General features: G+C 73.0%; 24 protein-coding genes. 15 read left to right on the top strand and 9 right to left on the bottom strand.

Annotated elements, in window-relative coordinates:
- Together ADY59_RS34910 and ADY59_RS34905 are read right to left on the bottom strand one after the other, a co-directional pair.
- A partial coding sequence (locus ADY59_RS34910) for a serine/threonine-protein kinase (protein ID WP_049571589.1) occupies window positions 1-941 on the bottom strand: 941 nt, incomplete at its 3' end.
- A gap of 46 nt (window positions 942-987) precedes the next feature.
- Window positions 988-1,686, bottom strand: a complete 699-nt coding sequence (locus ADY59_RS34905) for a M50 family metallopeptidase (RefSeq protein ID WP_049571586.1) — start codon at window positions 1,684-1,686, stop codon at window positions 988-990.
- Between the two features lie 34 nt (window positions 1,687-1,720).
- Here ADY59_RS34905 and ADY59_RS34900 point away from each other — a divergent pair, with 34 nt between their 5' ends.
- Genes ADY59_RS34900 through ADY59_RS34890 form a run of 3 tightly spaced genes read left to right on the top strand, consistent with a single transcriptional unit; the run spans window position 1,721 to window position 4,201 of the window.
- Window positions 1,721-2,599 carry an amidohydrolase family protein gene (locus tag ADY59_RS34900; RefSeq protein WP_331459552.1) on the top strand — a complete coding sequence of 293 codons (879 nt, stop codon included), beginning with the start codon at window positions 1,721-1,723 and terminating at the stop codon, window positions 2,597-2,599.
- A 7-nt stretch (window positions 2,600-2,606) separates the two neighbouring features.
- The gene (locus tag ADY59_RS34895) at window positions 2,607-3,077 is read left to right on the top strand and encodes a nuclear transport factor 2 family protein (protein WP_049571581.1); all 471 of its coding nucleotides are present in this window, start codon (window positions 2,607-2,609) and stop codon (window positions 3,075-3,077) included.
- Window positions 3,078-3,085: 8 nt separating this feature from the next.
- Entirely contained in the window at window positions 3,086-4,201 is a 1,116-nt protein-coding gene (locus ADY59_RS34890) for a magnesium and cobalt transport protein CorA (protein ID WP_049571578.1), read from the top strand.
- Here the strand turns inward: ADY59_RS34890 and ADY59_RS34885 are convergent.
- Entirely contained in the window at window positions 4,198-4,950 is a 753-nt protein-coding gene (locus ADY59_RS34885) for an IclR family transcriptional regulator (RefSeq protein WP_053175444.1), read from the bottom strand. The genes ADY59_RS34890 and ADY59_RS34885 overlap by 4 nt on opposite strands.
- 94 nt (window positions 4,951-5,044) lie before the next feature.
- On the opposite strand from ADY59_RS34885, the gene ADY59_RS34880 reads away from it, so the two are divergent.
- Both ADY59_RS34880 and ADY59_RS34875 read left to right on the top strand, forming a co-directional pair.
- Window positions 5,045-5,869, top strand: a complete 825-nt coding sequence (locus tag ADY59_RS34880; RefSeq protein ID WP_049571577.1) for a fumarylacetoacetate hydrolase family protein — start codon at window positions 5,045-5,047, stop codon at window positions 5,867-5,869.
- Window positions 5,862-6,533 (top strand): maleylpyruvate isomerase family mycothiol-dependent enzyme, encoded by a 672-nt coding sequence (locus ADY59_RS34875; RefSeq protein ID WP_049571570.1) that lies wholly within the window; start codon window positions 5,862-5,864, stop codon window positions 6,531-6,533. The genes ADY59_RS34880 and ADY59_RS34875 overlap by 8 nt, the downstream gene beginning before the upstream one ends.
- A 13-nt stretch (window positions 6,534-6,546) precedes the next feature.
- Here the strand turns inward: ADY59_RS34875 and ADY59_RS34870 are convergent, their stop codons facing one another.
- Both ADY59_RS34870 and ADY59_RS34865 read right to left on the bottom strand, forming a co-directional pair.
- Window positions 6,547-7,740 carry an MFS transporter gene (locus ADY59_RS34870; protein WP_197094002.1) on the bottom strand — a complete coding sequence of 398 codons (1,194 nt, stop codon included), beginning with the start codon at window positions 7,738-7,740 and terminating at the stop codon, window positions 6,547-6,549.
- Between the two features lie 42 nt (window positions 7,741-7,782).
- On the bottom strand, window positions 7,783-8,385 hold the full coding sequence (locus ADY59_RS34865; RefSeq protein WP_049571569.1) for a TetR/AcrR family transcriptional regulator: 603 nt from the start codon (window positions 8,383-8,385) through the stop codon (window positions 7,783-7,785).
- Between the two features lie 87 nt (window positions 8,386-8,472).
- On the opposite strand from ADY59_RS34865, the gene ADY59_RS34860 reads away from it, so the two are divergent.
- From ADY59_RS34860 to ADY59_RS34850, 3 genes are all read left to right on the top strand, one after another.
- Window positions 8,473-9,294, top strand: coding sequence for a class I SAM-dependent methyltransferase (locus ADY59_RS34860; RefSeq protein ID WP_082310638.1), 822 nt, complete (start codon window positions 8,473-8,475; stop codon window positions 9,292-9,294).
- 96 nt (window positions 9,295-9,390) lie between these two features.
- Entirely contained in the window at window positions 9,391-10,353 is a 963-nt protein-coding gene (locus ADY59_RS34855; RefSeq protein WP_049571565.1) for a GlxA family transcriptional regulator, read from the top strand.
- A complete protein-coding gene (locus ADY59_RS34850; RefSeq protein ID WP_049571563.1) occupies window positions 10,350-10,952 on the top strand; it encodes a DJ-1/PfpI family protein in 603 nt (200 codons plus the stop codon). The genes ADY59_RS34855 and ADY59_RS34850 overlap by 4 nt, the downstream gene beginning before the upstream one ends.
- Window positions 10,953-10,999: 47 nt before the next feature.
- On the opposite strand, the gene ADY59_RS34845 is transcribed toward ADY59_RS34850, so the two are convergent.
- The gene (locus ADY59_RS34845) at window positions 11,000-13,219 is read right to left on the bottom strand and encodes a thiamine pyrophosphate-dependent enzyme (protein ID WP_049571560.1); all 2,220 of its coding nucleotides are present in this window, start codon (window positions 13,217-13,219) and stop codon (window positions 11,000-11,002) included.
- Between the two features lie 197 nt (window positions 13,220-13,416).
- On the opposite strand from ADY59_RS34845, the gene ADY59_RS34840 reads away from it, so the two are divergent.
- On the top strand, window positions 13,417-14,766 hold the full coding sequence (locus tag ADY59_RS34840; RefSeq protein WP_197094001.1) for a hypothetical protein: 1,350 nt from the start codon (window positions 13,417-13,419) through the stop codon (window positions 14,764-14,766).
- Here the strand turns inward: ADY59_RS34840 and ADY59_RS49150 are convergent.
- Both ADY59_RS49150 and ADY59_RS34835 read right to left on the bottom strand, forming a co-directional pair.
- Window positions 14,745-15,155 (bottom strand): PadR family transcriptional regulator, encoded by a 411-nt coding sequence (locus tag ADY59_RS49150; RefSeq protein ID WP_269433664.1) that lies wholly within the window; start codon window positions 15,153-15,155, stop codon window positions 14,745-14,747. The two genes, ADY59_RS34840 and ADY59_RS49150, sit on opposite strands and share 22 nt — an antisense overlap.
- A 70-nt stretch (window positions 15,156-15,225) precedes the next feature.
- Window positions 15,226-15,822: an SACE_7040 family transcriptional regulator gene (locus ADY59_RS34835; protein WP_049571557.1), complete on the bottom strand. Its 597-nt coding sequence runs from the start codon at window positions 15,820-15,822 to the stop codon at window positions 15,226-15,228.
- Between the two features lie 64 nt (window positions 15,823-15,886).
- On the opposite strand from ADY59_RS34835, the gene ADY59_RS34830 reads away from it, so the two are divergent.
- The 6 genes from ADY59_RS34830 to ADY59_RS34805 all read left to right on the top strand — a co-directional run bounded on the left by ADY59_RS34830 (window position 15,887) and on the right by ADY59_RS34805 (window position 24,998).
- Entirely contained in the window at window positions 15,887-17,455 is a 1,569-nt protein-coding gene (locus tag ADY59_RS34830) for a carboxyl transferase domain-containing protein (protein WP_049571556.1), read from the top strand.
- Between the two features lie 2 nt (window positions 17,456-17,457).
- Window positions 17,458-19,410 carry an acetyl/propionyl/methylcrotonyl-CoA carboxylase subunit alpha gene (locus tag ADY59_RS34825; RefSeq protein WP_049571553.1) on the top strand — a complete coding sequence of 651 codons (1,953 nt, stop codon included), beginning with the start codon at window positions 17,458-17,460 and terminating at the stop codon, window positions 19,408-19,410.
- A complete protein-coding gene (locus tag ADY59_RS34820; RefSeq protein WP_049571550.1) occupies window positions 19,407-20,318 on the top strand; it encodes a hydroxymethylglutaryl-CoA lyase in 912 nt (303 codons plus the stop codon). The genes ADY59_RS34825 and ADY59_RS34820 overlap by 4 nt, the downstream gene beginning before the upstream one ends.
- 2 nt (window positions 20,319-20,320) lie before the next feature.
- Window positions 20,321-21,475, top strand: a complete 1,155-nt coding sequence (locus ADY59_RS34815; protein WP_049571548.1) for an acyl-CoA dehydrogenase family protein — start codon at window positions 20,321-20,323, stop codon at window positions 21,473-21,475.
- A 116-nt stretch (window positions 21,476-21,591) separates the two neighbouring features.
- Complete coding sequence (locus tag ADY59_RS34810) at window positions 21,592-22,026, top strand: GNAT family N-acetyltransferase (RefSeq protein WP_049571545.1); 435 nt, start codon at window positions 21,592-21,594, stop codon at window positions 22,024-22,026.
- 32 nt (window positions 22,027-22,058) lie between these two features.
- Entirely contained in the window at window positions 22,059-24,998 is a 2,940-nt protein-coding gene (locus tag ADY59_RS34805; RefSeq protein ID WP_082310640.1) for an ATP-binding protein, read from the top strand.
- 8 nt (window positions 24,999-25,006) lie between these two features.
- Here ADY59_RS34805 and ADY59_RS34800 read toward each other — a convergent pair whose 3' ends face one another.
- The gene (locus ADY59_RS34800; RefSeq protein WP_049571539.1) at window positions 25,007-26,080 is read right to left on the bottom strand and encodes a hypothetical protein; all 1,074 of its coding nucleotides are present in this window, start codon (window positions 26,078-26,080) and stop codon (window positions 25,007-25,009) included.
- Between the last annotated feature and the right edge of the window lie 720 nt (window positions 26,081-26,800).

Here is a 26,800-nt window from a genome sequence, read left to right as displayed (position 1 = left end):
GGCGCGGAGATGTGTATAAGGGTCCCGCCCGACACCGCCGGTGCCGGGCCGGCCGGCGTGGGCGCGTACGACGGGGACTGGGCGGCGGGTTCGCCGAGGAGGTCGGTCACCGGCAGCCCGAGCTCGGCCTGCACCTGCCGCAGCCGCTGCCCGAACTCGCGCGCCGAGCCGTAGCGCAGCTCCGGCTGCTTGGCCATCGCGCGCAGCACCGTCTCCGACACCACCGGCGGCACGTCGGCCCGGTTGATCGGCGGCGGCTCCACGCTCAGCACCCGGTACATGAGCGGCGCGATCGACGGGTCCGTCGGGCTGTGGAAGGCGGGCTGCCCGGCCAGCAGGTGGTAGAGGGTCGAGCCGAGCGAGTAGATGTCGGTGGAGACCGAGTGCGGCTGGCCGGTCAGCACCTCGGGGGCGGCGTGCAACGGGGTGAACGCCTGTGACGTCGCGGAGATCTCCGCCGCGTCGACGACCCTGGCCACGCCGAAGTCCGCCACGGCCGGCTCGCCGTAGCGGGAGATGAGGATGTTCTGCGGCTTGATGTCGCCGTGCAGGACGCCCGCCTCGTGGACGGCGGCGAGCGCGCCGGCCAGCTTGACGCCGGTGCGCAGCACCTCCGCCACCGGGAACGGGCCCTCGTTGCGGAGCTTGTCGCGCAGCGAGCCGTTCTCGAAGAAGTCCATGGCGATGTACGGCTTGCCGGAGCGCGTCACACCGGTGTCGAAGACCGTCACCACGTTGGGGTGGCCGGTGAGGCGGCCGGTGAGCTGGAGTTCGCGCTGGAAGCGGCGCATGGTGCGCTGGTCGACCCGGTCGACCGACAGCACCTTCAGCGCCACGACCCGGTCGAGGCGCTCCTGGTAGGCACGGTAGACGACGGCGAACCCGCCCTGGCCGGCCTGATCGAGTACCCGGTAGCCGGGCGCGTCCTCGACTGGCAGCACAACCTTCCCCCCTGTCACGGGAGAGTTTAGTGTGAAATTTCGGGACTCAGAGTGGATTCATCAAGTACCCGCCGGCCACCACCGACGCCCCGGCCACCACGAGGAAGAAGAACACGTAGAACCCGCCGGGCAGGAACGTCAGCCGTGCCAGCTGGTCGGCGTCGGAGTCGCGCGCCTGCCGCCTGCGCCGCTTGCGCTGCAGCTCCACGATCGGCCGCACCCCGCCGAACAGCAGGAACCAGGACACCGCCAGCGCCACCCCCTGCTGCACGTCGGCCGGCGCGTACATGACCAGCGCGAACACCGCCCCGCCCGTCACCAGCAGGATGAGCGCCCCGTACAGGTTGCGGACGAGCAGCAGCATGCACACCAGGAACGCCAGCATCCCCCACGCGAGCAGCGTGATCCGCCCCTGCTCGGTCAGCCAGGCGGCGGCCAGCCCGAGCAGCGACGGCGCCAGGTAGCCGGCCAGCGCGGTGAGCACCATGCCGGGCCCGGTGGGCCGCCCCCTGGTCAGCGTCACGCCGGAGGTGTCGGAGTGCAGCCGGATGCCCTCCAGCTTGCGCCGGGTGAGCAGCGCCATCACGGCGTGCCCGCCCTCGTGGGCGATGGTGATCAGCCCCCGGGACAGGCGCCAGGGCGCGGTGAAGGTGACGATCGCGAGTGCCGCCAGCCCGGAGACCGCCACGATCCACGGATCGGGGGCGTCCTGGACCTGGATCAGCTGAGCCCAGAGCTTGTCCATCGAGGTAAAACCCTATCCATGTATGGTCACGACTGTGCTCACAGAACAAGATTCTGCGGTTCCGGACTGGTGGCGGGCGCTGGGTCTGCCGGGCCTGGTGGACCTGCACGTGCACTTCCTGCCCGAGCGGATGGAGCGCCGGGTCTGGCACCACTTCGCCCACGGCGGCCCGCTGATGGGACGCGGCTGGCGGATCGAGTACGCCTGGCCGGTGGCCGAGCGGGTGGCCCGGCTGCGCGAGCTGGGCCTGCTCGCCTTCCCGGCGCTGGCCTACGCGCACCGCCCCGACATGGCGGCCGACCTCAACGACTGGACGCTCGGCTTCGCCCGCCGCACCCCCGGCTGCGTGCCGTCCGCGACCTTCTACCCCGAGCCGGGCGCCGAGGAGTACGTGCGGCGTGCCCTGGAGGACGGGGCGCGGATCTTCAAGGTGCACCTCCAGGTCGGCGGCTTCGACCCGAACGCCCCCGGGCTGGAGGCGATCTGGGGGCTGCTGGCCGAGGCCGGCGTCCCGGTGGTCGTGCACGCCAGCGCCGTCCCGGTGCCCGGTGGCCACCTCGGCCCGGGGCCGATCGGCGGCGTGCTGCGCCGGCATCCCCGGCTGCGGGTGGTGATCGCGCACCTCGGCATGCCGGACTACGACGCGTTCTTCGAGCTGGCCGGGCGCTACGAGCGGGTCGCGCTGGACACGACGATGGCGCTGACGGACTTCTCGGAGTTGGGCATGCCGTTCCCCAGAAGACTTCTCCCGGTTCTGCGTGATCTGGGAATCGCTGGGAAGATTGTGCTCGGCAGTGATTTCCCGACCATCCCCCATCCGTACGCCCACCAGCTTCACGCTCTCGACCGGCTCGACCTCGGCGACGACTGGTTGAGGGCCGTGTGCTGGAGCAACGGCCTGGCCATGATCTGATATCAAGGTGAACGATCCGCACGTGGCGCTGATCAGCGCTTTCTACGAGGCTCTGGGCCGCGCCGACTACGCGGCCATGGAGCGCTGCTACCACCCTGACGTGAGCTTCGGCGACCCGATCTTCCAGGAGGTGGAGGGCCGCGACAGGGTGATGGCGATGTGGCGCCTGCAGCTCGGCGTGCGCGACGGCCTGGCGTCCGACTACCGTGACGTGAAGGCCGACGGGTTCTCCGGCTCCGCGCACTGGACCGCCCGCTACACCTTCCACCGCACCGGGCGGCAGGTGGTCAACGAGATCGACGCGCTGTTCCGGTTCGAGGACGACCTGATCGTCCGGCACCATGACGAGTTCGACTTCAGGCGCTGGTCCAGGATGGCGCTCGGGCGGCCGCACGGCCTGCTGTTCGGCTGGACCCCGATGTGGCGCAAGACCATCAGGGACCGGGCCCAGCAGGAGCTCGACAACCTGCGGACCTAGGAGGTGGCATGGCGAGGGTGAAGGCTTTCATACGTGGAGCGGGCCGTGAGGAGGCGCCCGAGCACTCGATGGATCCGCGTGCCGCCGAGGAACCGCCCTACCAGCCGACGGTCATCAACAACACGATCTACCGCGACGGGCGGATCGTCGCCTGCCCCGGCTCGCTGGCCGACGCGTTCACCCACCTCAAGGAAAACCCCGGCGACATGGCCTGGATCGGGCTCTACCGCCCCAAGGAGTGGGAGCTGGTCAAGCTCGCCGAGGAGTTCGAGCTGCACGAGCTGGCGCTGGAGGACGCCATCGTCGGCTCCCAGCGGCCCAAGGCCGACCGCTACGGCGACACGTTGTTCGTGGTGCTGCGCGCCGCCCGCTACCTCGACGAGGTCGAGGAGGTGGCGTTCGGCGAGCTGCACGTGTTCGTCGGCCACAACGTGGTGATCACCGTACGGCACGCCGAGGCGCCCGACCTCCAGGCGGTGCGCAAGCGCATGGAGTCCGACCCCGACCTGCTCCGCCAGGGCCCCCAGGCCGTGCTGTACGCGATCCTGGACGCCGTGGTCGACGGCTACGCGCCCGTGGTGGCCGGGCTGCAGACCGACATCGAGGAGATCGAGGCGCAGGTGTTCGGCGGCGACCCGGCCGTCTCACGCCGCGTCTACGAGCTGTCCGGCGAGGTCATCGAGTTCCAGCGGGCCACCGCGCCGCTGGCCCGGATGATCGACGGCTTCATCGCCGGCGCCGCCAAGTACGGCCTCAACGACGAGCTGCGCAGCTACCTGGGCGACGTGACCGACCACGCCATCACCGTCAACGAGCGGATCGTCTCCTTCAAGCAGCAGCTCCAGAACATCCTGCTGGTCAACTCGACCCTGGTGAGCCAGGCGCAGAACGCGGAGATGGCCAGGATGACCCAGGTCAGCATCCAGCAGGGCGAGGAGGTCAAGAAGATCTCCGCCTGGGCGGCCATCCTGTTCGCCCCGACCGTGGTGGGCGGCGTCTACGGGATGAACTTCGACGTGATGCCGGAGACGCACTGGGCGTTCGGCTACCCGTTCGCGATGGGCCTCATGGTCGCCGTCTGCGTGACCCTCTACCTGATCTTCAAGAAGCGCGACTGGCTCTAGTCGGGGAAGTCCGTCAGAGCCTCCTGGGCCTCGGCCACGGCCGCCTTCAGCTCGGCGGCGAGCGCCGGCACCCGCTCGCCGCCGAAACGGGTGGACGGCACCGAGATCGACAGCGCCGCCACCGCCGTCCCGTTGCCGTTGCGCAGGGCGGCGCCGATGGCGGAGACCCCTTGCTCGGTGCCCTCGACGTTGAGCGCGTGGCCGCGTGCCCGGATCTCGTCGAGCTCCCGGTGCAGGGCCGCGCGCTCGGGGCCGGGCAGTCCGGGGTAGAGGTCGAGGACGCGGTCGCGGGGCAGGGCGGCGAGCAGGGCCTTGCCGCCGGAGGCGCCGCGCGCCGGCAGGATCGTGCCCCTCCGGTCGCCCACGTGCAGGATCTGCGACGACTCCACGCTGTCCAGGAAGCGCGCCTCCGTGCCGACCCTGATCATGAGGTTGACCGTCTCCTGGGCCCGTGCGCACAGGGCCGCCATCGCGGGCCTGACCCGGGCGCGCAGCTCGCGCAGCGCCGAGTCGCCGCAGTGACGCTGCGTGGAGGTGAGGAAGGGCCCCGGCAGGTACGTATGATGCTCGTCCTGGACGGCGAAGTCGCGGTAGACCAGCATGGCCAGCAGGCGGTGCGCGGTGGATCGGGCGATGCCCAGCTCCCGCGCCACGTCGCTGACCTTGAGGCGGCCCCGGTCGCGCAGCATGTGCAGGACCAGCAGCACGTTGTCGACCGAGCCGAGCGCGTAGGCCGGCCTGTTCTTCATACCAGAATGCTAGTGCGGCATGCGGAATCCGAGCCCTAGCGTGGGCCCGTACGCCCGTCTTCGAGGGACTGCATCACTATCGGGAGGAACTGGCGTGAAGCTCGCCACCCTGCGCCTGCCGCGCCGTACCGCCGCCGTCCGGATCGACGGCGAGCTCGCCGTCGAGGTCGGCTCGCCCGACGTCGGCGCGCTGCTCGCGCACCACGACTGGCGCGAGCGGGCGGCGGCCGCCGACGGCCCCCGGCATCCGCTGACCACCGCCGACCTGGCGCCCGTCGTGCCCCAGCCCGGCAAGATCATCTGCGTCGGGCTCAACTACCGCGCGCACATCCTGGAGATGGGCCGCGAGCTGCCGGCCTACCCGACGCTGTTCGCCAAGTTCGCCGACGCGCTGGTCGGCCCGTATGACGACATCGAGCTGCCGGCCGTCTCCGAGGCCGTCGACTGGGAGGCCGAGCTCGCCGTCGTCATCGGCGCGGAAGTCCGGCACGCCACGCCCGAGCGGGCACGCGAGGCCATCGCCGGCTACGCGGTGTTCAACGACGTGAGCGTGCGCGACTACCAGAACCGCACGCTGCAGTGGCTGCAGGGCAAGACGTTCGAGGCCACCACGCCCTTCGGGCCCTACCTGGTCACGCCGGACGAGCTGGACGAGGGCGGGCTGAGCATGCAGTGCGAGGTCGACGGGGAGGTGATGCAGCAGGCCGACACCGCCGACCTGGTGTTCCCGCCCGCCGAGCTGGTCGCCTACATCTCCCAGATCGTCACGCTGCGGCCCGGCGACGTCATCGCGACCGGCACGCCCGGCGGCGTGGGCCACGCCCGCCGGCCGCCGCGCTACCTGACCGACGGCAGCAAGCTGGTGACCCGCATCGCGGGCCTCGGCGAGCAGGTCAACACGGCGCGCCGGCATGGCTGAGACCACGGCCTGGCTGGAGGCGGGCACCGCCTACTTCGCCGGGCGGCTGGCCGGCGCCGACCTCGACCACGACTCGGCGCTGCCCGGCTGGACACGCCGTCACGTCGTCGCGCACGTCGCCGCCAACGCCCGCGCGCTCGGCCGTCTCGTCCACTGGGCCCGCACCGGGGACGAGACCCCGATGTACGCCTCGCGGCGGGCGCGCGACGACGAGATCGAGGAGCTCGCCAAGCTCGCTCCCGCCGCGCTGACCGAGCTCGCCGGCCGGACCGCCGCCGAGCTGCGCGACGCCCTCGCCGCGCTGCCCGCCCCGCGATGGCAGGCCCGCGTACGGACCGCGCAGGGCAGGGAGGTGCCCGCGACGGAGATCGTCTGGATGCGCTGCCGCGAGGTCTGGATCCACGGCGTCGACCTGGCGACGGGCGGCACGTACGACGACTTCCCGCCCGCGATGGTCGACGCGCTGCTCACGGACGTGACAGGGCTGTGGGAGCGGGACGGCGACCCGGCCGGGCTCACGCTCGCGCCCGATGACAGGGACACGGTGTGGCGAGCCGGCTCCGGGGCCGCCGAGGTCCGCGGGAGCGCCGCCGAGCTGGCCGCGTGGGTGACCGGGCGCGGCCCGGCCCCGCACGGCGCGCCGGAGATCGGGCGGTGGCTCTGAGCCGCGGCCGGCGCTACGGGGCCTGATCGCGCTCGCGGACGAAGCACAGCAGGATCGCGCCTGCCAGCGGCCCCGCGGCCAGGGCCGCGAACGCCGCGCCGAACGAGCCGGTGGCCTGGAACACCGCGCCGATCACCACCGGCACGGTGACGCTGCCGAGCTGCCACAGGGCGTTCGCGGCCCCGGCCGCCGTGCCGGCCAGCCGGGTGCCCGACAGGTCGGGGACCATCGCCACCAAGAGCGGGCTGTAGAGGTAGGCGCCCAGCCCCAGGAACGGCGCCACCACGAGGAACTCCACCGGCGTGCTCAACTGGCCGAACACCAGCAGCACGACCACGAAGTAGAGCAGCACGGCGATCGCCGGCCGCCTGCGCCCCTTGCCCAGCAGGTCGGTGGCCAGGCCGACGAGCGGCTTGCACAGCACGGCCACGACCGCGAACATCACCACCACGGTGCCCGCGGTGACCGGATCGACCCCGCTCCCCTTGATCATTAGCGTGTTGGACCAGGTGATGAACCCGTACGTGCCCCACAGCGCGCCGAACCCGGCCAGCCCCAGCAGCAGCAGGTCGCGGTCGGCCAGCAGCGGCCGGGGGTCGGGCCCGGCCACCCGCTCCGCCCCGGCCGTGCCGTCGCGCAGCAACAGCGCGCACACCACCGCCAGCGCCATGGAGGCGCCGCCGAACAGGCGGTAGGAGACCTGCCAGTCGTGCCGCTCGATCAGGCGCGGCACCACGACGTTGGCGATCACCGTGCCGAGCGAGGTCGCGGTCATGAACACGCCCACGGCCGTGCCGCGCTCCCGGCCGGGGAACCAGGTCGCGACGAGTTTGATCCCGGCGGCGTAGTCGGCGCCCGCGAACAGCCCGATCAGCCCCTGCAGGACGATCCCCGCACCCGCCGACGGGCTCGACCCGAACGCCACCATGCCCACCCCGGCCACGAACAGCGACCCGGACAGCACGCCGCGCGCCCCCAGCCGGTCGGTCAGCATCCCGCCCCCGGCGTTGGAGATCACGTAGCCGGCGTAGTAGGCGGTCGCGAACACCCCGAGCCCGGCCAGCGACACCCCCAGCGTGTCGCCCACGGCGAACGCCGCGGGCCCCCAGGTGGAACGATCCACCGACGTCATCGTGAACGACGCCCAGCACAGCAGGAGCACCACCCAGCGATATCCGGCGGCGCGCGACGGTGAGCGAGCGATCACGGTGAGTCATTCTGCTACACCACGGGTGCTAGCGGCGTCAGCTCATAGCAGGCGTCTCTGCACGACATCGGCGATGACGGCGTTCACCACCTTGCCGACCTCCTCCGGCTCCGGCGGGACTCCCTCCCGGCCGGCGAAGAGCAGGTGCCCGGCCCCGATCAGGGACAGCGCCAGCGCCTCCACGTCGGCGTCCGCCGCGATGCGGCCCATCTCGCACTCCTCGTTCAGGTAGGAGGCGAGCATGGCCGCGGCGTCCGTCAGGATCGGGACGCCGGGAGCCGGCCGGGCCTGACGCAGCCGGGCGCGCAACTCGTCCCGGAAGATGACGAGGCCGACGATCGCCACGGCGACCGGGTCGAACAGGCCGACGAGCGCCCCGGTCAGGTTGCCCGCGACGTCGCCGGTCCCGGCCGAGGCGCGAAGGGCGGCGGCCTGGCCGTCGAGCCGGGCGATCCGGTCCCGTACGAGCTCGGCCAGGAAGGCGTCGAAGTCCTCGAAGTGCCGGTGCAGGACGCCCTTGGCGACGCCCGCCTCCGCCGTGACCGCCCGGCTGGTCAGGCCGTGCGCCCCGTCGCGGAGCAGGACGCGCTCGGCGGCGTCGAACAACTGCTGTCGCACATCCCGCAGGGCCACTCCGGTCGGCATCGCCCGTTCCTCCTCGACATGCCTCCGCGCTTCGCTCACCGCGAACGCCGCTGACTAAGTGGGCACGTGCCCACTATGGTTGGGCGCATGCCCACTCTATCGCAGCAGCAACCGGAGCCTCCGCGCCCCGAACCCCACAAGGCCAGGCGGATGGCGGAGTCGTTCGGGGTCGATGCCGAGCGCTACGACCGGGCCCGGCCCGGCTATCCCGACGCCCTGGTGCAACAGATCATCACCCTCAGTCCCGGCCCCGGCATCCTCGACGTCGGCTGCGGCACCGGCATAGAGGCCCGTCAGTTCCTGGCCGCCGGGTGCGACGTGCTGGGTGTCGAGCCGGACGCCCGGATGGCCGAGTTCGCCCGCCGCACCGGGGTCGAGGTCGAGGTGACGACGTTCGAGGACTGGGACGCCGCCGGCCGCACCTTCGACGCGGTCGTCGCCGGGCAGTCCTGGCACTGGGTGGACCCCGTCGCGGGCCCGGCCAAGGCGGCGCGGGTGCTGCGTCCCGGCGGCCTGCTGGCGGTGTTCGCGCACGCGTACGAACCGCCGCCCCCCGTCGCCGAGGCGTTCGCCGCCGTCTTCGGGAAGGTGGTGCCCGGCTCGCCGCTCAACGCCGGACGGCCGGGACCGGCCCAGGACCTCTACCAGGCGATGTTCGCCACCTTCGCCGACGGCATCCGGAAGACGGCCGGGTTCGGCGAGCCGGAGCAGTGGCGGTTCGACTGGGAGCGGTACTACAGCCGCGACGATTGGCTCGACCTGCTGCCCACCACCGGCGCGCTCACCCAACTCCCGCCAGACCGGCTGGCCGAGGTGCTGGACGGCGTCGGGGCCGCCATCGACGCGATCGGCGGCGGCTTCACCATGGCCTGCACCACGATGGCGACCACCGCGTCACTCAACCCCTGAATCGCCGGCCGCGCGGGCCCGATGGAGGTCCGCATGGCGCGATCTGTTGGACGCACGTCGTTGACGCCATCGATCCCCGGGCTGGAACGTGGAGGCGTGCACGCACACCGCATCGCCTTCGTGATCTACGAGGGCTTCCAGTCGCTCGACCTGGTCGGCCCGTACGAGGTGTTCCAGCGGGCCGGCGGCTACGACTGCTCGGTCGTGGCCCCCGCGCCCGGGCCGGTACGCGCCGACAGCGGCCTGCCGGTGCACGCCGGGCACGGTGTGACCACGTTGCCGCCGACCGGCATCGACACGCTGGTCGTCGTCGGGGGTGAGGGCGTCCACGCCGCCAGGAGCGACCCGCGCCTGACCGGCTGGATCGCCGCCGCCGCCCGGGGAGCCCGGCGGGTCGCCTCCGTCTGCAGCGGAGCGTTCCTGCTGGCCGAGGCCGGTCTGCTGAACGGCCGCCGCGTCACCACCCACTGGGCCAGGGCCGAACGGCTCGCCCGGGAGTACCCGGCCGTCACCGTCCGGCCCGATCCCATCTTCATCCGCGACGGCCACCTCTGGTCCTCGGCAGGGGTGACCGCGGGGATGGATCTCGCCCTGGCCCTGGTGGAGGAGGACCTGGGGCAGCAGGTGGCGCTCGAGGTGGCCCGCCACCTGGTCCTGTTCCTGCGCAGGCCGGGCAACCAGTCCCAGTTCAGCGTGGGACTGTGGTCGATGCAGCCCTCCTCCGACCCCATCCGGCAGGCCGTCACGGCCGTCCACGCCGACCCCGGCGGCCGGCACGACATCGCCGGGCTGGCATCGCACGCCGGGCTCAGCCCCCGCCACCTGCAGCGCCGCTTTACCGCCGAACTCGGCCTGCCGCCTGCCGCCTACGTCGAGCGGGTCCGGGTGGAGGCGGCGCAGCGGGCCCTGGAGAACGGCGGCGACTCCCTCGACGTCATCGCCCGCCGCTACGGCTTCGGCACCGCGGAGACCCTGCGGCGCAGCTTCCACCGCTGTCTGGGGATCACCCCCTCCGACTATCGAGACCGTTTCCGATCCACTACGGGAGAACCCCTGTGACCACGTACGGACTGCTGATCTTCGACGCCGTCGAAGAGCTCGACTTCGCCGGCCCCTGGGAGGTCTTCACCACCTCGGCCATCCTGCGCGGCGGCGCCGACACCGCGCTGCTCGTCGCCGAACACCCCGACCCCGTCCGCTGCAGCAAGGGCATGCAGGTGGGGCCCGATCGCACCCTGGGCGACCACCCGCCGCTGGACGTGCTGCTGGTGCCGGGCGGCCGCGGCGCCCGTGAGACCCAGCCGCACAACCCGGCGATCACCGGCTGGATCGCCAAGACCGCCGAGCGGGCCGCCTGGGTCGTCAGCGTCTGCACCGGCGCCTTCCTGCTCCACGCCGCCGGCCCCGCCCGCGGCCGCCGCGTGGCCACCCACTGGAACTACGAGGACGCCCTGCAGGCGCGCGGGGACGTCACCGTCGTCCGCGACGCCCGCTACGTCGTGGACGGCAACCTGCTCACCAGCCAGGGGGTCTCCGCCGGGATCGACAGCGCGCTGTGGCTAGTCGGCCGCCTGCACGGCCGCGACCACGCGCGCGCCGTCCGCCGCGAGATCCAGTACGACCCCGCCCCGCCCTACCTGGCCGACGAACCGCTCTAGGCGGGACGTGCTGCTACACCGGCCGGGCCGCTCGTCAACGCCCGGGGTCAGCTGAGGAGTTTGCGGGCTGCCTGCTCGATCTCCTCCTCCGACAGCAGGACGTGCCTCGCCGCCTCGCCGAGCGGGATGAAGCTGTCGGCCGAGGTCACGCGGGCGATCTTGCCGTCGAAGCCGGCGTCGAGCAGTTCGGCGACGATGCCCTCCGACACGCCGCCGGTGTGCCGGGTCTCGTCGGCGATCAGCACCTTGCCCGTCAGCTCCGCCGCCCGCAGCAGGTCCTCCACCGGCAGCGGGGCCAGCCAGCGCAGGTCGAGGACCCGGCAGCTGAACCCCTCCTGGGTGAGCCGGACCGCCGCCCGCAGGCTCATCCGCAGCCCGTTGCCGAACGTGACGATCGTCAGGTCGCGCCCCTCGCCGTAGGAGCGGGCGCGGCCGATCGGCACGTGCGTCTCCGGCCAGCGCGACGGCGGCGCGTACGGCGCGAGCCAGCCGCCGTCGCCCTCGTCGAACAGGTCCCTGGTGTGGTAGAGCGCGATCGGCTCCAGGAAGACGCACACCGACCCCTGGGTGCGGGCCGCCGCCAGGCAGGTGCGCAGCATCGAGGCGGCGTCGTCGGGCCGCGACGGCGAGGCGATGACCAGCCCCGGGATGTCGCGCAGGGCGCCGACCGCGTTGTCGTTGTGGAAGTGCCCGCCGAACCCCTTCTGATAGGCGTAACCCGCCACCCGCACCACCAGCGGGTTCGGGTAGGCGCCCTGGGAGAAGAACGACAGCGTGGCCGCCTCGCCCCGGATCTGGTCGAGCGCGTTGTGCAGGTAGGCCAGATACTGGATCTCCGGCACCGGCAGCATCCTCGACACCCCCGAGCCCAGCGCCAGCCCCAGCACGGCCTGCTCGTCCAGGTGCGTGTCGAACACCCGGCCGGGGCCGAACCGCTTCTGCAGCCCGCGGGTGACGCCGTAGACGCCGCCCTTCTTGGCCACGTCCTCGCCGAAGACCATCATCTCGGGGTAGACGGCCAGCGCGTCGGCGAGCGTGCGGTTGATCGCCTGGGAGAGCGTCATGCCCTCCTCGGACTCCGGCAGCGTGCCGGCGAACGCCTTCTCCCTGACCGACGCCTCGGCCGCCACCGGGCTGATCTTGGCGATCAGGTCGGCCTGGCGCGGCGCGATCGGCTCCATGATCTCCTCGGCGGAGCCGAGGCGCGGGGTGCGCGTGGTCTCCAGCGCGATCCGCAGCACGTGCTCGCGCGACAGCTCGTAGCGCGACAGCAGCTCCTCGGGGGTGACCAGACCGGCCTCCACGAGCAGCCGCGCCGTGCGCAGCAGCGGGTCGCGCTCCAGGTCGGCGCGGATCTCCCGCTGCGTGCGATAGGCCTGCTCGACGTCGGAGCCGGCGTGCCCCATCAGCCGCACCGTGGACAGGTGCAGGAAGGCGGGGGAGCGGTGGGTGCGTACGTGCTCCGCCGCGAGCATCGCCGTGTCGTACGCCTGCGCCAGGTCACAGCCGTCGGCGGCGAAGTAGGTGATGCCGGGACGCCGGGCGGCGGCCTCCACCCAGCCCTTCGGGGTGCGCACGCTGATGCCGATGCCGTTGTCCTCGCAGACGAACAGGATCGGCAGCGGCTGGCCCTGGAAGGTCGCGTAGGCGGCGGTGTTGAACGCCGACAGCGCCGACGCGTGGTTGGCCGAGGCGTCGCCGAAGCTGCACACCGTGATCGCGTCGTCCGGCCAGGCGCCGGCGGCGCCGAGCGCGCGGGCCCGCTCGATGGCGAACGCCACGCCGACGGCGCGAGGCAGGTGGCTGGCGATGGTGGACGTCTGGGGGATGACCGCCAGGTCCGGGTGGCCGAACACCTTGTGCCGCCCGCCCGCGATCGGCTCCTCGGCCGAGGCGGTCAACCCCAGCAGGACGTCGCGGATGCCCTGTTCGGGCAACCGCCCGGCCTGCTCGGACCGGGTCAGGTAGAAGGCGCCGGAGCGGTAGTGGAGCAGGGCCGGATCGCCCGGTCGCAGCGCCGCGGCGACCGCCGCGTTGCCCTCGTGGCCGGCCGAGCCGATCGTGTAGAAGCCCTCGTCCTGCTCGCGCAGCCAGCGGGCCGCGATGTCGAGCAGGCGGCTGTCGACCTGCCTCTGGTAGAGCCTGCGGCACTCCTCGCCGGTGAGCGTGGTGCCGTCGCGTACGGGACCGGCGGGATCTCGCGCCGCGCCGCCCTCGAGAGCCGTTACCGCCTGGATGAAATGAGTCTCAACAGTGTCGCGCGCCACAAAGCCGATTATGTCTGTCCGGGTCGCGTCCGTCTGCCAGTCGGGCGTGACAGGTTCTGGACCGGTCCGATTGACCCCGTTCTATAACAGCTTGTCAGATTTCTGAACTTGTGGCGCCGTCTCCACGTCTACTGGAGAAACACGTGGCACCCTCAATGCCGCGTTGAAACCACTGGGGTGTCCAGAAAGGAACCCGAATGTTACAACGCTTCCGTGTGGCCGCTGTCGCGCTCGCGGTCGGCGCCGGGGCTCTGGCCCTGACACCGACGGCGTCGGCGGTGGCCGAAACCGCGGCGCCGACCATCTCCAAGGTCGACGTCAGCCCGTCGCCGGTGGTGATCTTCGACAAGCCCGTTAAGGCGACGTTCACCTTCACCACCAAGGGCGCCGGCAAGGCCGAGTTCCAGCTGAAGGCTCCCGGCGACGCCGGTGTCTTCACGCCCGTCGAGGTCAAGCCGTCGCCCCACGGCCAGGAGACCAAGTGGACGGCCACCAAGGAGTTCACCGCGGCCTCCGCCGGCACCTGGAACTTCCTCGCCCTCGCCGACGGCGACGCCTCCACCAAGGGCACCTTCGAGGTGAAGAAGGCGCTCGACACCAAGGTGGTGGAGTTCGACGCCAACCCCGACCTGGTCGACAAGGGTGACCGGCTCAGGGTCTCCGGCAAGCTCGAAGCCGCGGGCAAGGCCTACGGCGGGCAGAAGGTGACCATCACCTTCCGCGCCCGTGGCACCGACGCCTACCGGCACATCACCACCGTCACCACCCGCCGCAGCGGCTGGTTCTCCGCGTACGTCAGGGCCGGGGCGACCGGCTGGTGGCGGGCCGAGTTCGGCGGCAACTCCGAGGCCCGGGCCTCGGTCAGCGACACCGACCGCGTCTCGGTGCGGTGGCGCGACCGGGAGAGCCGGATCACCGGCTTCAACGCCTACCACGAGCCCGTCACCCGCGGTGAGCGGCTCAGCCTCACCGGCACCCTGCAGGTGGAGGGCTGGCGTGACCTGCCCGGCCAGCGCGTGTCCATCATGTTCAAGGAGCACGGCTCCAGCCACTGGCGGTACGTCACCAGCGACGTGACCGACAGGCACGGCCGCTTCTGGGCGCGGGCCACCGCGCACGACTCCGGCTGGTGGCGCGCCGAGTTCAACGGCACGCGCGGCGTGGACGGCTCGGCCAGCGGCACAGACTGGGTCCGCGTCGTCGAGCCCACCCCGCCGCCGGAGGCGGAGAAGGCCGACACCCGCCTCATCTCCTTCAACGCCTACCCGGAGCCCGTCAAGCGCGGCAAGTACCTGAGATTCAGGGCCAAGCTGCAGGTCGACGACGAGGGTGACTGGGACGGCTACAAGGGCAAGGTGCGGCTGTACTTCAAGCCGGCCGGGTCGAGCAAGTACTCCTACGTCAAGTCCACCTGGGCCAACAGCAGCGGCAAGATCTACACCAAGGTCAAGGCCTGGAAGTCGGGCCGCTGGAAGTTCGTCTACGCGGGTGACGGGGACACCTACGGCGACACCAGCGGCACGGACTACGTCCGCGTCAAGCGCTGACCGCCGGACGACCGACGAGCGAGGCCCGGGACCACCACGGTGGTCCCGGGCCTCGCCCCTGTCAGTTGACCTGAGCGGCGGGGTTCGCAAGATCTGGAACACGGACCTGCGTGTCCGCCTGAGCAGTTCGCGGCCCCGCCGTGCAGGCGGGCGGCCTCCCGCCTGCCGCTCCGGGTGAGCCGGTGGGTACGGCTGCCGCCGCTGTCGTCGCCGGCCACCAGGCCCTCGTCCTCCAGCTGCTGGAGGGCGGGGTGGACCGATCCGGGGCCGGGCCGCCACACACCCCGGCTGCGGGCCTCGATGTCCTGGATCATCCGGTAGCCGTTGCTGGGCTCCTCGGCGCGCTCTCCGGGCCCCGGGCGTTCTCGCGCATCGCAGCCACCTCGCAGCCACTTCGCCGCCTCGCTGACTATCGAGATAGCGTGACGATATATCTAGATATGTGGCCAGACAAGAGTGTTAACGAGCGTTAACAGCGGCTTCCAGCGCGCACCCGGCCATGGCGTGCAGGAGGGGCCGCATGGCCTCGCCCGGCAACTCCCCGGCGCTGTGCGGGGTGGAGTTGAGCAGGCCGAAGACGGCGTGCGTGGCGGCGCGCAGCCGGACCGGCGGGCAGGCCGGGTGCAGCTCCGACAGCACCGTCACCCACTCCTCGACGTAGAGCCGCTGCAGCCGCCGGATCCGCCGCCGCTCGCGCTCGGGCACGTTGCCCAGCTCCCTGTCGTGCACGGTGATGAGCGCCGGCTGCTCGATGGCGAAGGTGATCTGCACGTGCAGCAGCGCGTCGAGCGTCTCCGCCGGGCCGGTCGAGGAGGTGACGACGGCCGCCGCCGACTCGCGCAGCCGCGAGCTGACGTCCAGCAGCATCTCCGCCAGCAGCGCCTCCTTGCCCGCGAAGTGGCGGTAGAGCGCGGGGCCCGAGACGCCCACCGCGGCGCCGATGTCCTCGATCGGCACGCCGTGGAATCCGCGCGCCGCGAACAGCTCCGCGGCGGCCCTGAGGATTTCCGCGCGCCTGTTTCCCCGATTGCGGGTAGGGGTCGGAGCAGTCGTCACGTCTCACATGCTAGACGGTTACGTTAATGATGACTAACATCGCGGCCATGACGAGAGGGGACACATGAGCGACTGGCCGGTGCTCAAGTCGGCCGCCGCCCCGGGGACAGAGGCGTACAAGAGCAACGCCGAGCGCAACGAGCGGCTCGCGGCCGAGCTCCGCGACCGCCTCGCCGCCGCCGCGCCGGGCGGCCCCGAGCGGTCGCGGCAACGCCACGTGTCACGCGGCAAGCTGTTGCCGCGCGACCGCGTCGACAACCTGCTCGACCCCGGATCGCGCTTCCTGGAGCTGTCGCCGCTGGCCGCCAACGGCCTCTACGACGACCAGGCGCCCGCCGCCGGCATCATCACCGGCGTCGGCCGCGTCTCGGGGCGCGAGTGCGTCGTGGTCGCCAACGACGCCACGGTCAAGGGCGGCACCTACTACCCGCTCACCGTCAAGAAGCACCTGCGGGCCCAGGAGGTGGCGCTGCACAACCGGCTGCCGTGCCTCTACCTCGTCGACTCCGGCGGCGCCTTCCTCCCCAGGCAGGACGAGGTCTTCCCCGACCGCGAGCACTTCGGCCGCATCTTCTACAACCAGGCCACGATGTCGGCGCGCGGCATCCCGCAGATCGCCGCCGTGCTCGGCTCGTGCACCGCCGGTGGCGCGTACGTGCCGGCCATGAGCGACGAGGCGGTGATCGTACGCGGCCAGGGCACGATCTTCCTCGGCGGCCCGCCGCTGGTGAAGGCGGCCACCGGCGAGGAGGTCAGCGCCGAGGAGCTCGGCGGCGGCGACCTGCACGCGCGCGTCAGCGGCGTCACCGACCACCTCGCCGAGGACGACGCGCACGCGCTGGCCATCGTCCGCGGCATCGTCGCCACGCTCGCCCCGCGCGCCGAGCGCCCCTGGGACACCGTCGTCCCCGAGCCGCCCCGCCACGACCCGCACGACCTCTACGGCCTCATCCCCGCCGACACGCGGCAGCCGTACGACGTGCGCGAGGTCATCGCGCGGCTGGCCGACGGGTCGCGCTTTCTGGAGTTCAAGGCCGAGTACGGCACCACGCTCGTCACCGGGTTCGCCCATCTGCACGGGCACCCGGTCGGGATCGTGGCCAACAACGGCATCCTGTTCAGCGAGTCGGCCATGAAGGGGGCGCACTTCATCGAGCTGTGCGACCAGCGGCGGATCCCGCTGGTGTTCCTGCAGAACATCAGCGGCTTCATGGTCGGCAAGGCGTACGAGGCGGGCGGCATCGCCAAGCACGGCGCCAAGATGGTCACGGCGGTGTCGTGCGCGCGGGTGCCCAAGTTCACCGTGGTGATCGGCGGGTCGTTCGGGGCGGGCAACTACGCGATGGCCGGGCGCGCCTACTCGCCCCGGTTCCTGTGGATGTGGCCGAACGCGCGTATCTCCGTCATGGGCGGCGAGCAGGCTGCGAACGTGCTCACCACCGTGGGCGACGCCGACCCCGACGCGATCCGGGCCCAGTACGAGCACCAGGGCAACCCGTACTACTCCACCGCCAGGCTCTGGGACGACGGGGTGATCGACCCGGTCGACACCCGCACCGTCCTCGGGCTGGCGCTCTCCGCGGCGGCCAACGCGCCGCTCGACCCCATCGGCTACGGCGTCTACCGGATGTGATCATGGCTGACTCGCTGTTCTCCCGCGTGCTCGTCGCGAACCGGGGGGAGATCGCGGTGCGGATCATCCGCACCCTCCGGGCGCTCGGCATCGCCTCCGTGGCGGTTCACACGGCCTCGGACCGGGACGCCCCGCACGTCCTCGAAGCCGACATGGCCCACCAGGTCCCGAAATATCTGGACATGGAGGCGATTGTGGAGGTCGCCCGGGTCGCCGGGGCGGAGGCGGTGCATCCCGGTTACGGGTTCCTCGCCGAGAACGCCGCGTTCGCCCGCCTGTGCGCCTCGGCCGGACTCGTCTTCGTCGGCCCGCCGCCGGAGGCCATCGAGGCGATGGGCGACAAGATCCGCGCCAAGGCCACCGTGGCGGCCGCCGGCGTCCCCGTCGTCCCCGGCGCCGCCGAGCCGCACGACTCCCTCCTGGACTGGCAGCACTTCCCGGCGCTCATCAAGCCGTCGGCGGGCGGCGGCGGCAAGGGCATGGTCCTGGTCCGCTCGGCCGCCGAACTGCCCGACGCCCTGGAGTCGGCCCGCCGCACGGCCACCGCCGCGTTCGGCGACGGCACCCTGCTCATCGAGCGCTACGTGGCCAACCCGCGCCACATCGAGATCCAGATCTTCGCCGACACGCACGGCGGCGTCGTCCACCTGGGCGAGCGCGAGTGCAGCCTGCAACGGCGGCACCAGAAGATCATCGAAGAGTCGCCGTCCCCGTTCGTCGGCCCCGACCTGCGCGCCCGCATGGGCGCCGCCGCCGTCGAGGCCGCCCGCGCCGTCTCCTACACCGGCGCCGGCACCGTCGAGTTCATCGTCGACGGCACCACCGGCGAGCACCACTTCATGGAGATGAACACCCGCCTGCAGGTGGAGCACCCGGTCACCGAGATGGTGACCGGACTCGACCTGGTCGAGCTCCAGCTCCGCGTCGCCGCCGGGCAGCCGCTCCCTCTCACGCAGGACGACGTGCGCCTCGACGGCCACGCGGTCGAGGCCCGCCTCTACGCCGAGGACCCGGCGCGCGGCTTCCTGCCCACCGGCGGCCGCGTCCTGGCCCTGCGAACCCCCGAGGGCAGGTCCGTACGGGTCGACTCCGGGATCCGCGAGGGCGGGGTCGTGGGCACCGAGTTCGACCCGATGCTCGCCAAGGTCGTCACCTGGGCCCCCGACCGGGCCCGGGCGCTGCGGAGCCTGGACCGGGCGCTGGCCGGCACCGTCGTCCTCGGCGTCACCACGAACGTGCCCTTCCTCAGGTCACTGCTCGCCCACCGCGCCGTACGGGACGGGGACCTCGACACCGGCCTCGTCGAACGAGCCCTGCCGGAGCTGGACCTCGACGCCGCCACGCCCCCCGAGGTGCCGACCGCCGCCGCGCTGGTCTTCCACGACCGGCCCCGCGGCAGCGACCCGTGGGACGTCGCCGACGGCTGGCGGGTCGGGGCGCCCGCGTGGACCACCTGGCGCGTCGAGGCGCGCGACGGCGTGCACACCGTCCAGGTCAGCGGGCTGCCGGGGGAGTCCGCGTACGTCCGGACCGGCGACGGCCCGCAGAGCCACGCGGTCATCCGCGCCACCGGCTCCCTGCTGGAGGTGACCATCGGCGGGCGGACCACCCGGTACGAGCAGGCCCACGACGGCGACACGCTCTGGCTCGGCCGCGACGGCCACGCCTGGGCGCTGACCCGGCACCGCGTCGGCGACCCCGGCGACCGGCCGGGCGCGGCCCAGGCGGGCGACGGCGTGGTGCGCAGCCCCATGCCGGGCACCGTCCTGGTGGTCAAGGCGCAGCCCGGCGAGCGGGTCGCCGAGGGCCAGCCGCTGCTGATCGTGGAGGCCATGAAGATGGAGCACACCGTCACCGCGCCCCGCGACGGCGTCGTCACCGAGCTGCCCGTGCGCGCGGGCCAGCCGGTCGACATGGACGCCGTCCTCGCCGTGGTCGCCGAGGAGGAGCGATGAGCCGGACGTATCCGATGGCGGGCCTGCCGCGGCAGGTCACCGTGTACGAGGTCGGTCCCCGCGACGGGCTGCAGAACGAGGCCGCGGTCGTGCCCGTCGAGGTCAAGGCCGAGTTCGTGGACCGCCTCGCCGACGCCGGGCACAAGGTGATCGAGACGACCAGCTTCGTGCACCCCCGCTGGGTGCCGCAGCTGGCCGACGCCGAGGAACTGCTGGGCAAGCTGCGCCGCAGGCCCGGCGTCCGCTACCCGGTGCTGGTCCCCAACGAGCGCGGCCTGGAGCGGGCGCTGGCCCACGGCGTCGAGGAGATCGCCGTGTTCGCCAGCGCCACCGAGACGTTCGCCGCCAAGAACCTCAACCGCGGCCTGGAGAGCCAGTTCGACATGTTCGAGCCGGTCGTGACCGCCGCGATCGACAACGGGGTCCGGGTGCGCGCGTACGTGTCGATGTGCTTCGGCGACCCGTGGGAGGGGCCGACGCCCGTCAGCCAGGTGGTCGCGGTCGGCGAGCGGCTGCTCGGCCTCGGCTGCTACCAGCTCTCGCTCGGCGACACGATCGGCGTCGGCACCCCCGGCCACGTGAGCGCCCTCGTCGAGGCTTTCGGCTCCCCGGAACGCCTCGCGGTGCACTTCCACGACACCTACGGCCAGGCGCTCGGCAACACGCTGGCCGCGCTGAAGGCCGGGGTGACGACCGTCGACGCCTCCACCGGCGGCATCGGCGGCTGCCCCTACGCCGAGTCCGCCACCGGCAACCTGGCCACCGAGGACCTCGTCTGGATGCTGCGCGGGCTCGGCATCGAGACCGGCCTCGACCTGGACAAGCTCGTCTCCACCAGCACCTGGCTCGCCGGCCGGCTGGGCCGGCCCAGCCCCTCGCGCGTCGTCCAGGCCCTCTCGAAAGGCTGACCATGCTGACCACGCTGACCATGCTGACCCCTGAACACGAAGAGCTGCGCAAGACCGTCGAGGCGTTCGCGCGCGACGTCGTCGCCCCCGTGATCGGCGGCTACTACGAGCGGGAGGAGTTCCCGTACGAGATCGTCCGGCAGATGGGCGCGATGGGGCTGTTCGGGCTGCCGATCCCGGAGGAGCACGGCGGCATGGGCGGCGACTACTTCGCGCTCTGCCTGGCGCTGGAGGAGCTGGCCAGGGTCGACTCCAGCGTGTCGATCACGCTGGAGGCGGCCGTGTCGCTGGGCGCGATGCCGATCTACCGGTTCGGCACGCCCGAGCAGCGCGAACGGTGGCTGCCGAAGCTCGCCTCCGGCGAGATGCTCGGCGCGTTCGGCCTCACCGAGCCGGGCGGCGGCTCCGACGTGGCCGGCGGCATGCGCACGACCGCCGTGCTCGACGGCGGCGACTGGGTGATCAACGGGACGAAGGCGTTCATCACCAACTCCGGCACCGACATCACCGGCGTGGTCGGCGTGGCCGCGATCACCGGCGAGCGCGAGATCTCCACGATCCTCGTGCCGAGCGGCACGCCGGGCTTCACCGTCTCCAAGAAGTACTCCAAGGTCGGCTGGAACGCCTCCGACACCCGCGAGCTGTCCTTCTCCGACTGCCGGGTGCCCGCCGCGAACCTGCTCGGCGAGCGCGGCCGCGGCTACGCCCAGTTCCTGCAGACGCTCGACGAGGGCCGCGTCGCCATCGCCGCGCTCGGCGTCGGCCTCGCCCAGGGGTGCGTGGACGAGTGCCTCAAGTACGTCAGGGAGCGGCGCGCGTTCGGCCACCCGATCGGGCACTACCAGGCCATCCAGTTCAAGATCGCCGACATGGAGGCCCGCGCGCACACCGCCCGCCTGGCCTACTACCACGCGGCCGGGAAGATGCTGGCCGGCGTGCCGTTCAAGAAGGAGGCGGCGATCGCCAAGCTCGTCTCCTCCAACGCCGCCATGGACAACGCCCGCGACGCCACGCAGGTCTTCGGCGGCTACGGGTTCATGAACGAGTTCCCCGTCGGCCGCTTCTACCGCGACGCCAAGATCCTGGAGATCGGCGAGGGCACCAGCGAGGTCCAGCGGATCCTCATCGCCAGGCAGCTCGGTCTCGGCGACCTTTGACCTGCGGGCGGGCGGCCGGCAGGGCACACTGGAACGCGTCGGCGCCGGCTCCCTCCGGGCGCCGGTGAGGTGGGGGATTGGACGTGGCATTGCACCAGGACCTAGGGTCGTCCGGCATGACGGCTGACGATCTCCTCATCCGGCGGGTCGAGAAGGCGGACGCGGACGAGGTGTTCGCGCTCGCGCGCGAGTTCGGGCTGACGTTCAGGCCCGAGCGCGACGCCTTCGACCGGGCGCTGCCGGTCCTGCTGCAGGACGACGACACCATGCTGCTCGCTGCCGTCGTCGACGGGCGGGTGCACGGCTACCTGCTGGGCTACGTGCATCTGACGCTGTTCGCCAACGGGCCCGTCGCCTGGGTGGAGGAGGCGATGGTGCAGAGCGGGTCACGCAGGCAGGGGATCGGGCGGTCGCTGCTGGTGGAGTTCGAGGCGTGGGCCCGCTCGCGGGACGCCCGCTACGTGGCGATGGCGACCCGGCGGGCCCCGGAGTTCTACCACGCACTCGGCTACGAGGCGTCAGCCACCTTCTACCGCAAGGTGCTGAAGTAAAGCTGTCCTAGCAGGATGGCATGCTTGAGGGCGTGAGCATCCATACCGTGAGCCCCCTGTTCGTCGGGCGTGCCCACGAGCTGGCCGCGCTGGGCAGCGCGCTCGGCGAGGCACGCGCCGGTGCGGCGTGCACCGTGCTCGTCGGCGGCGAGGCGGGGGTCGGCAAGACGCGACTGGTCGGCGAGTTCACCGCGGCCGCCCCCGACGCGCTGGTGCTCGTCGGCGGCTGCATGGAGCTCGGCACCGACGGCCTGCCGTTCGCCCCGTTCACCGCCGTGCTGCGTGACCTGGTCCGCCGGATGGGCCGCGACGAGGTCGCCGCGCTGGTCCCCGGCGGCGACACACGGGGGCTGGCCCGGCTGCTGCCCGAGTTCGGCACGCCCGGCCCCGAGGGCGGCGAGGCCCGCGCGCGGCTGTTCGAGCAGGTGCTCGGGCTGCTGGAGCTGCTCGCCGACGACCGGCCGGTGGTGCTCGTCGTCGAAGACGCCCACTGGGCCGACCGGTCCACCCGCGACCTGCTCTCCTTCCTGGTCCGCTACCAGCGCGGCGACGCCCGCCTGCTCATCGTCGTCACCTACCGCTCCGACGAGCTGCACCGCGCCCACCCGCTGCGCCCGCTGCTCGCCGAGCTGGCCCGGGTCGGCTGGGTGTCCCGGCTGGAGCTCGGCAGGCTCACCCGCAAGGAGGTCCTGGAGCAGGCCGTCGGCATCCTGGAGCGCGAGCCGTCCCCCGTCGACCTGGATCTGATCTACAGCCGCAGCGAGGGCAACCCGCTGTTCGTCGAGGCGCTGCTCGGCGACACCGGCGGCGACGCGCTCCCCGAGTCGCTGCGCGACCTGCTGCTGGCGAGCGTCGAGCGGCTGCCCGACGAGACGCAGGAGCTGCTGCGGGTCGCCAGCGCCGGCGGCCAGCGCATCGAGCACGACCTGCTGTCGGCCGTCGCCGGCCTCGACGAGGCGGCGCTGTCGAGGGCGCTGCGCCCCGCCGTGGCCGGCAACGTCCTGGTCGTCGACGGCGAGGGCTACGCCTTCCGCCACGCGCTGATCCGCGAGGCGCTGCACGAGGACCTGCTGCCCGGCGAGCACGCCCGCCTGCACACCCGCTACGCCGAGGCGATCAGCCGCGACCTGACCATGCTGCCCGCGCCGCGCGGCGCCATCGAGCTCGCCCACCACTGGCACGCCGCCCGCGACAGCACCTGGGCGCTCGTCAGCGCCTGGGGCGCCGCCGACGCCGCCCGCACCTCCACCGCCTACGACGAGCAGCTCCGCATGCTGTCGCGGGTGCTGGAGCTGTGGGACCGGGTGCCCGACGCCGCCGAGCGCATCGGCCTGGGCCAGTCCGACGTGCTCCGCCTGACGTCCGTCGCCGCCTACCAGGCGGGCGAGTACGAGCGCGGCGTCGCCCTGGCGTCGGCCGCGCTCGACGAGATCGACCGGCACGCCGAGCCGATCACGGCAGCCCGCCTGCTGCGCCACCGCGGCCTCATCCGCTACGACCTGAGCCGCCCCGGCTACGTCGACGACCTGCGCGAGGCGGCCGCCCTGGTGCCCGCCGACCCGCCCACCAGGCTGCGCGGCCAGGTGCTCGAGACCCTGGCCCGCATGCTGCACGAGCCCGGCCAGCTCGACGAGAAGATCGCGACCGCCCAGCAGGCCATCGAGATCGCCCGCCAGGTGGGCGACGCCGCCACCCACGCCCACGCGCTCATCAGCCTCACCTGGGCCCGCTGCCGCTACGCCGACATCGACAACTCGATCGCCGGCTTCGCCGAGGCGCGGCGCGTCGCCGCCCGGGCGGACGCCTACGCCGCGCTGATGCGCGGCTCCATCTCCGAGTCCGACTCCCTCGAAGGCGCCGGCCGGCACGAGCAGGCCGCCCGCGTGGCCCGCGAGGGCATCGCCCTGGCCGAGCAGTACGGCATGGCCCGCGCCTCGGGCACCTTCCAGGCGATCAACCTGGTCGAGCCGCTGGTCTCGCTCGGCCGCTGGGACGAGGCGCTGGAGGTGGTGGAGCACGCCCTCGCCCTGCTGCCGCCCGCCCCGCACCAGGCCAGCCTGCAGGGCCTGGCCGCCGACATCGCGCTGGCCCGCGGGCAGCTCGACCGGGCCGAGGCGCTGGTGGCCGGGTCGCGCAAGGTGCTGTCGCGCGGCCAGTTCCGCGCCCAGTCGGTGCTGCCGCACGCCTGCCGCGAGATCGAGCTGCTGCGGGCCCGCGGCCGTCCCGACGAGGCACGGGAGATGGCCGGGCGGGCGCTGCGCGAGCACGACCTGATGGTCAACTCGCGCTACTCATGGCACCTGCTGCTGACGCTGGCCCAGCTCGGCGGGCCGTTCCTGCCGGAGCTGCGCTCGATCGCCCGCTGGGTCGCCGTCGAGGGCGACCTGCAGGCCGCCCAGCGCCTGACCTTCCTCGCCCTGACCGGCCCCGAGCCGGACGCGGACGCCCCGGACGGCGACTCCGGCGCGGACGCCCCGGTCGGCGGCTCCGGCGGGGACGGTGCCGTGCCCGGCTCCTGGCGCTTCGCGGCGTGGGAGGCGGCGGTGGCCGCCTGGGCGGCGCTGAAGCAGCCTTACGCGGAGGCCAGGTCGTCGCTGGGGGCGGCGCACGCGGCGCTGGCGCTGGGCGACCGGCAGGAGGCGAGCGCCCGGCTCGGCCGCGCCCGTGACCTCGCCGAGCGGCTGGCGGCCGTCCCGCTGCTGGAGGAGCTCGACGCGTTCGCCCGCCGCGCCAGGCTGGCCGTCGCCGACGGCGCCGCCGACCGGAGCCAGCCGCTCGGCCTGACGGCCCGCGAGCTCGAGGTGCTGCAGCAGGTGACGCGCGGGCGCAGCAACCGGGAGATCGCCGGCGAGCTGTTCATCTCGATCAAGACGGTCAGCGTGCACGTCTCCAACATCCTGGCCAAGCTCGGCGCCTCGACCCGGGGCGAGGCGGCGGCCATGGCCCACGCGATGCGCGTGTTCGACGCCTAGCCGCCGGGTCACCCGGTGAGCTGGGCCTCCAGGCGGTAGCCGTCGACCGTCACGTACACCTGGTCGCCCGGGCGGGCGTTCAGGCGCATGAGCACCGGCTGGAGCGAGTCGAAGACCGGCTGGTGGCCCTGCCAGACGAGCACGATGGCGTTGTCGCCCGGGCCGGTGACCGACAGCAGGGTGCCGGGCCGCATCCCGAGCTGGGCCGCGTACCCCTCCGGCACCGGGACGGGGCCGCCGCGCAGGTGCTCGGGGGTGACCTCGATGCGCTGCCAGCGGCGCGGGTCCGACGACGGGCTGGGCAGCGGGGGCGACGGCGTGGCCGGGGCGCCCGCCAGGCCGCCGGGCAGACCGCCGCCCGCCAGGCCACCGGCGGGCAGCGCCGATGAACGGCCGCCCGACAGGGCCGAGAGGGTCGCCAGGGCGGCCGACGGGTCGATGGCTCCGGCCGGGGCGGTCGGGATGGGCTGGCCGCCGCGATGGTGGTGGCCGTTCGCGCCGGGAGTACGGCGTGGCAGCGGCTGGGCCGGGGCCGAGGCGGCGGCGATGGGGTCGGCCGACTCCGACGGGAGCGCGTCCAGCCACGCCTTCGCCGAGTGGGTGCGGATGCCCAGCTCCGACAGCAGCTCCACCGGGTCGGCGTCGGCCGGCGCGGCGGCCAGCAGCTGCCGGGTGCGGGCCTGCAGGCCGTGGATGTCGCCGACGACGAGCCAGCCGTCCTGGAGGCGGCGGTCGGGCATGAGCGTGACGAGCACCCGCCACAGCGGGGTGCGCAGCGACGGGACCGTCACCGGGTGGGCCGGGTCGGCGCCGATCAGCTGATCCTGGGTCGCGGCCGCGCCCAGCCACTCGGTCAGGCGGAACATGTGGCCGGTCACCGGGGCGGACTCGGAGGAGCGGAGCCAGTGCAGGACGCGTTCCTCGGCGGTGCGCTGGGCCTGGGAGAGGACGTCGCGTTCGACGAGCATCTTGTGGGCCAGGGTGCGCAGGCTGACCGGGTCCTCGGCGAACAGGCGGTGCACGGCCACGGCCAGTTCGAGCTTGTTCAGGCCGCGGAACAGGCCGTCCACGACGCGGACCATGGCGTGGTCGGTGTCGGACAGCGCGGGAGTCTCCCGCTGGCGCGGCGCCGCCCCGGGGGCCGCGGTCCCGGGGGTCCCGGGGAGTCCTGGGGCGCCGGGCGCGGTAGTGGATGCGGTGGGGGCGCCGGAGTTTGCGGGGGTGTTCGGCCCGCCCTGGGCGCCGGGGGTTCCCGGGCCGCCGGGGTGGCCCGGGCCCGTGGTGGGGACGCCGGGGCGCGACGCACCCGGCCGCTGGGGTAGCGGCGACCCGCTCTCGTTGACGGCGGGGAAAGATCCGGTGCCGCGCTGGGGAGCGCTCTCGCCCACTGCGGGGAACGACCCGGTACCGGTGCGCTCACCGGCGCCGGGAAGCGCTCCACCACCCGCTCCGGCCGCCGGGAAGGGCCCACTGGCGGTGCCGCCTCCCGGAATTGGCCCACCGCCGGAGGGACTGCCTGGAAGGGGCCCGCCGGAGGTGCCGGCTTGCGAAGGGCTGGCGCCCGGGAAGGGGCCGGTGCCGGGTCCGCCGGCTTGCGGGGGCCCGCTGCCCGGACCGCCGGCCGGGAGGGAGGCGCCGCCGGGCGCGCCCACTGCCGGGAAGGAACCGGTCCCGGGCGCGCCTCCGGGGTGGGAGGAGCCGGTGCCGGGCGCGCCTGTGGCGGGGGTCGGGCAGGAGCGGGTTGCTTCGTCCTGTCTCTTTTACACCTCTCCGCGCCCCCCAGAACCGGCTAAATCTCGTAT

Origin of the sequence: Nonomuraea sp. SBT364, assembly GCF_001083785.1 — a bacterium.
GTDB lineage: Bacteria > Actinomycetota > Actinomycetes > Streptosporangiales > Streptosporangiaceae > Nonomuraea.
This window is presented reverse-complemented; position numbering and strand designations above follow the sequence as displayed.

Excerpts from the sequence above, each read along its gene's own strand:
- ADY59_RS34905 (WP_049571586.1), bottom strand. The coding sequence starts at position 1,686 with ATGGACAAGCTCTGGGCTCAGCTGATCCAGGTCCAGGACGCCCCCGAT.
- ADY59_RS34890 (WP_049571578.1), top strand. The coding sequence starts at position 3,086 with ATGGCGAGGGTGAAGGCTTTCATACGTGGAGCGGGCCGTGAGGAGGCG.
- ADY59_RS34885 (WP_053175444.1), bottom strand. The coding sequence starts at position 4,950 with ATGAAGAACAGGCCGGCCTACGCGCTCGGCTCGGTCGACAACGTGCTG.
- ADY59_RS34875 (WP_049571570.1), top strand. The coding sequence starts at position 5,862 with ATGGCTGAGACCACGGCCTGGCTGGAGGCGGGCACCGCCTACTTCGCC.
- ADY59_RS34865 (WP_049571569.1), bottom strand. The coding sequence starts at position 8,385 with ATGCCGACCGGAGTGGCCCTGCGGGATGTGCGACAGCAGTTGTTCGAC.
- ADY59_RS34860 (WP_082310638.1), top strand. The coding sequence starts at position 8,473 with ATGCCCACTCTATCGCAGCAGCAACCGGAGCCTCCGCGCCCCGAACCC.
- ADY59_RS34840 (WP_197094001.1), top strand. The coding sequence starts at position 13,417 with ATGTTACAACGCTTCCGTGTGGCCGCTGTCGCGCTCGCGGTCGGCGCC.
- ADY59_RS34830 (WP_049571556.1), top strand. The coding sequence starts at position 15,887 with ATGAGCGACTGGCCGGTGCTCAAGTCGGCCGCCGCCCCGGGGACAGAG.
- ADY59_RS34825 (WP_049571553.1), top strand. The coding sequence starts at position 17,458 with ATGGCTGACTCGCTGTTCTCCCGCGTGCTCGTCGCGAACCGGGGGGAG.
- ADY59_RS34820 (WP_049571550.1), top strand. The coding sequence starts at position 19,407 with ATGAGCCGGACGTATCCGATGGCGGGCCTGCCGCGGCAGGTCACCGTG.
- ADY59_RS34815 (WP_049571548.1), top strand. The coding sequence starts at position 20,321 with ATGCTGACCACGCTGACCATGCTGACCCCTGAACACGAAGAGCTGCGC.
- ADY59_RS34810 (WP_049571545.1), top strand. The coding sequence starts at position 21,592 with ATGACGGCTGACGATCTCCTCATCCGGCGGGTCGAGAAGGCGGACGCG.
- ADY59_RS34800 (WP_049571539.1), bottom strand. The coding sequence starts at position 26,080 with ATGGTCCGCGTCGTGGACGGCCTGTTCCGCGGCCTGAACAAGCTCGAA.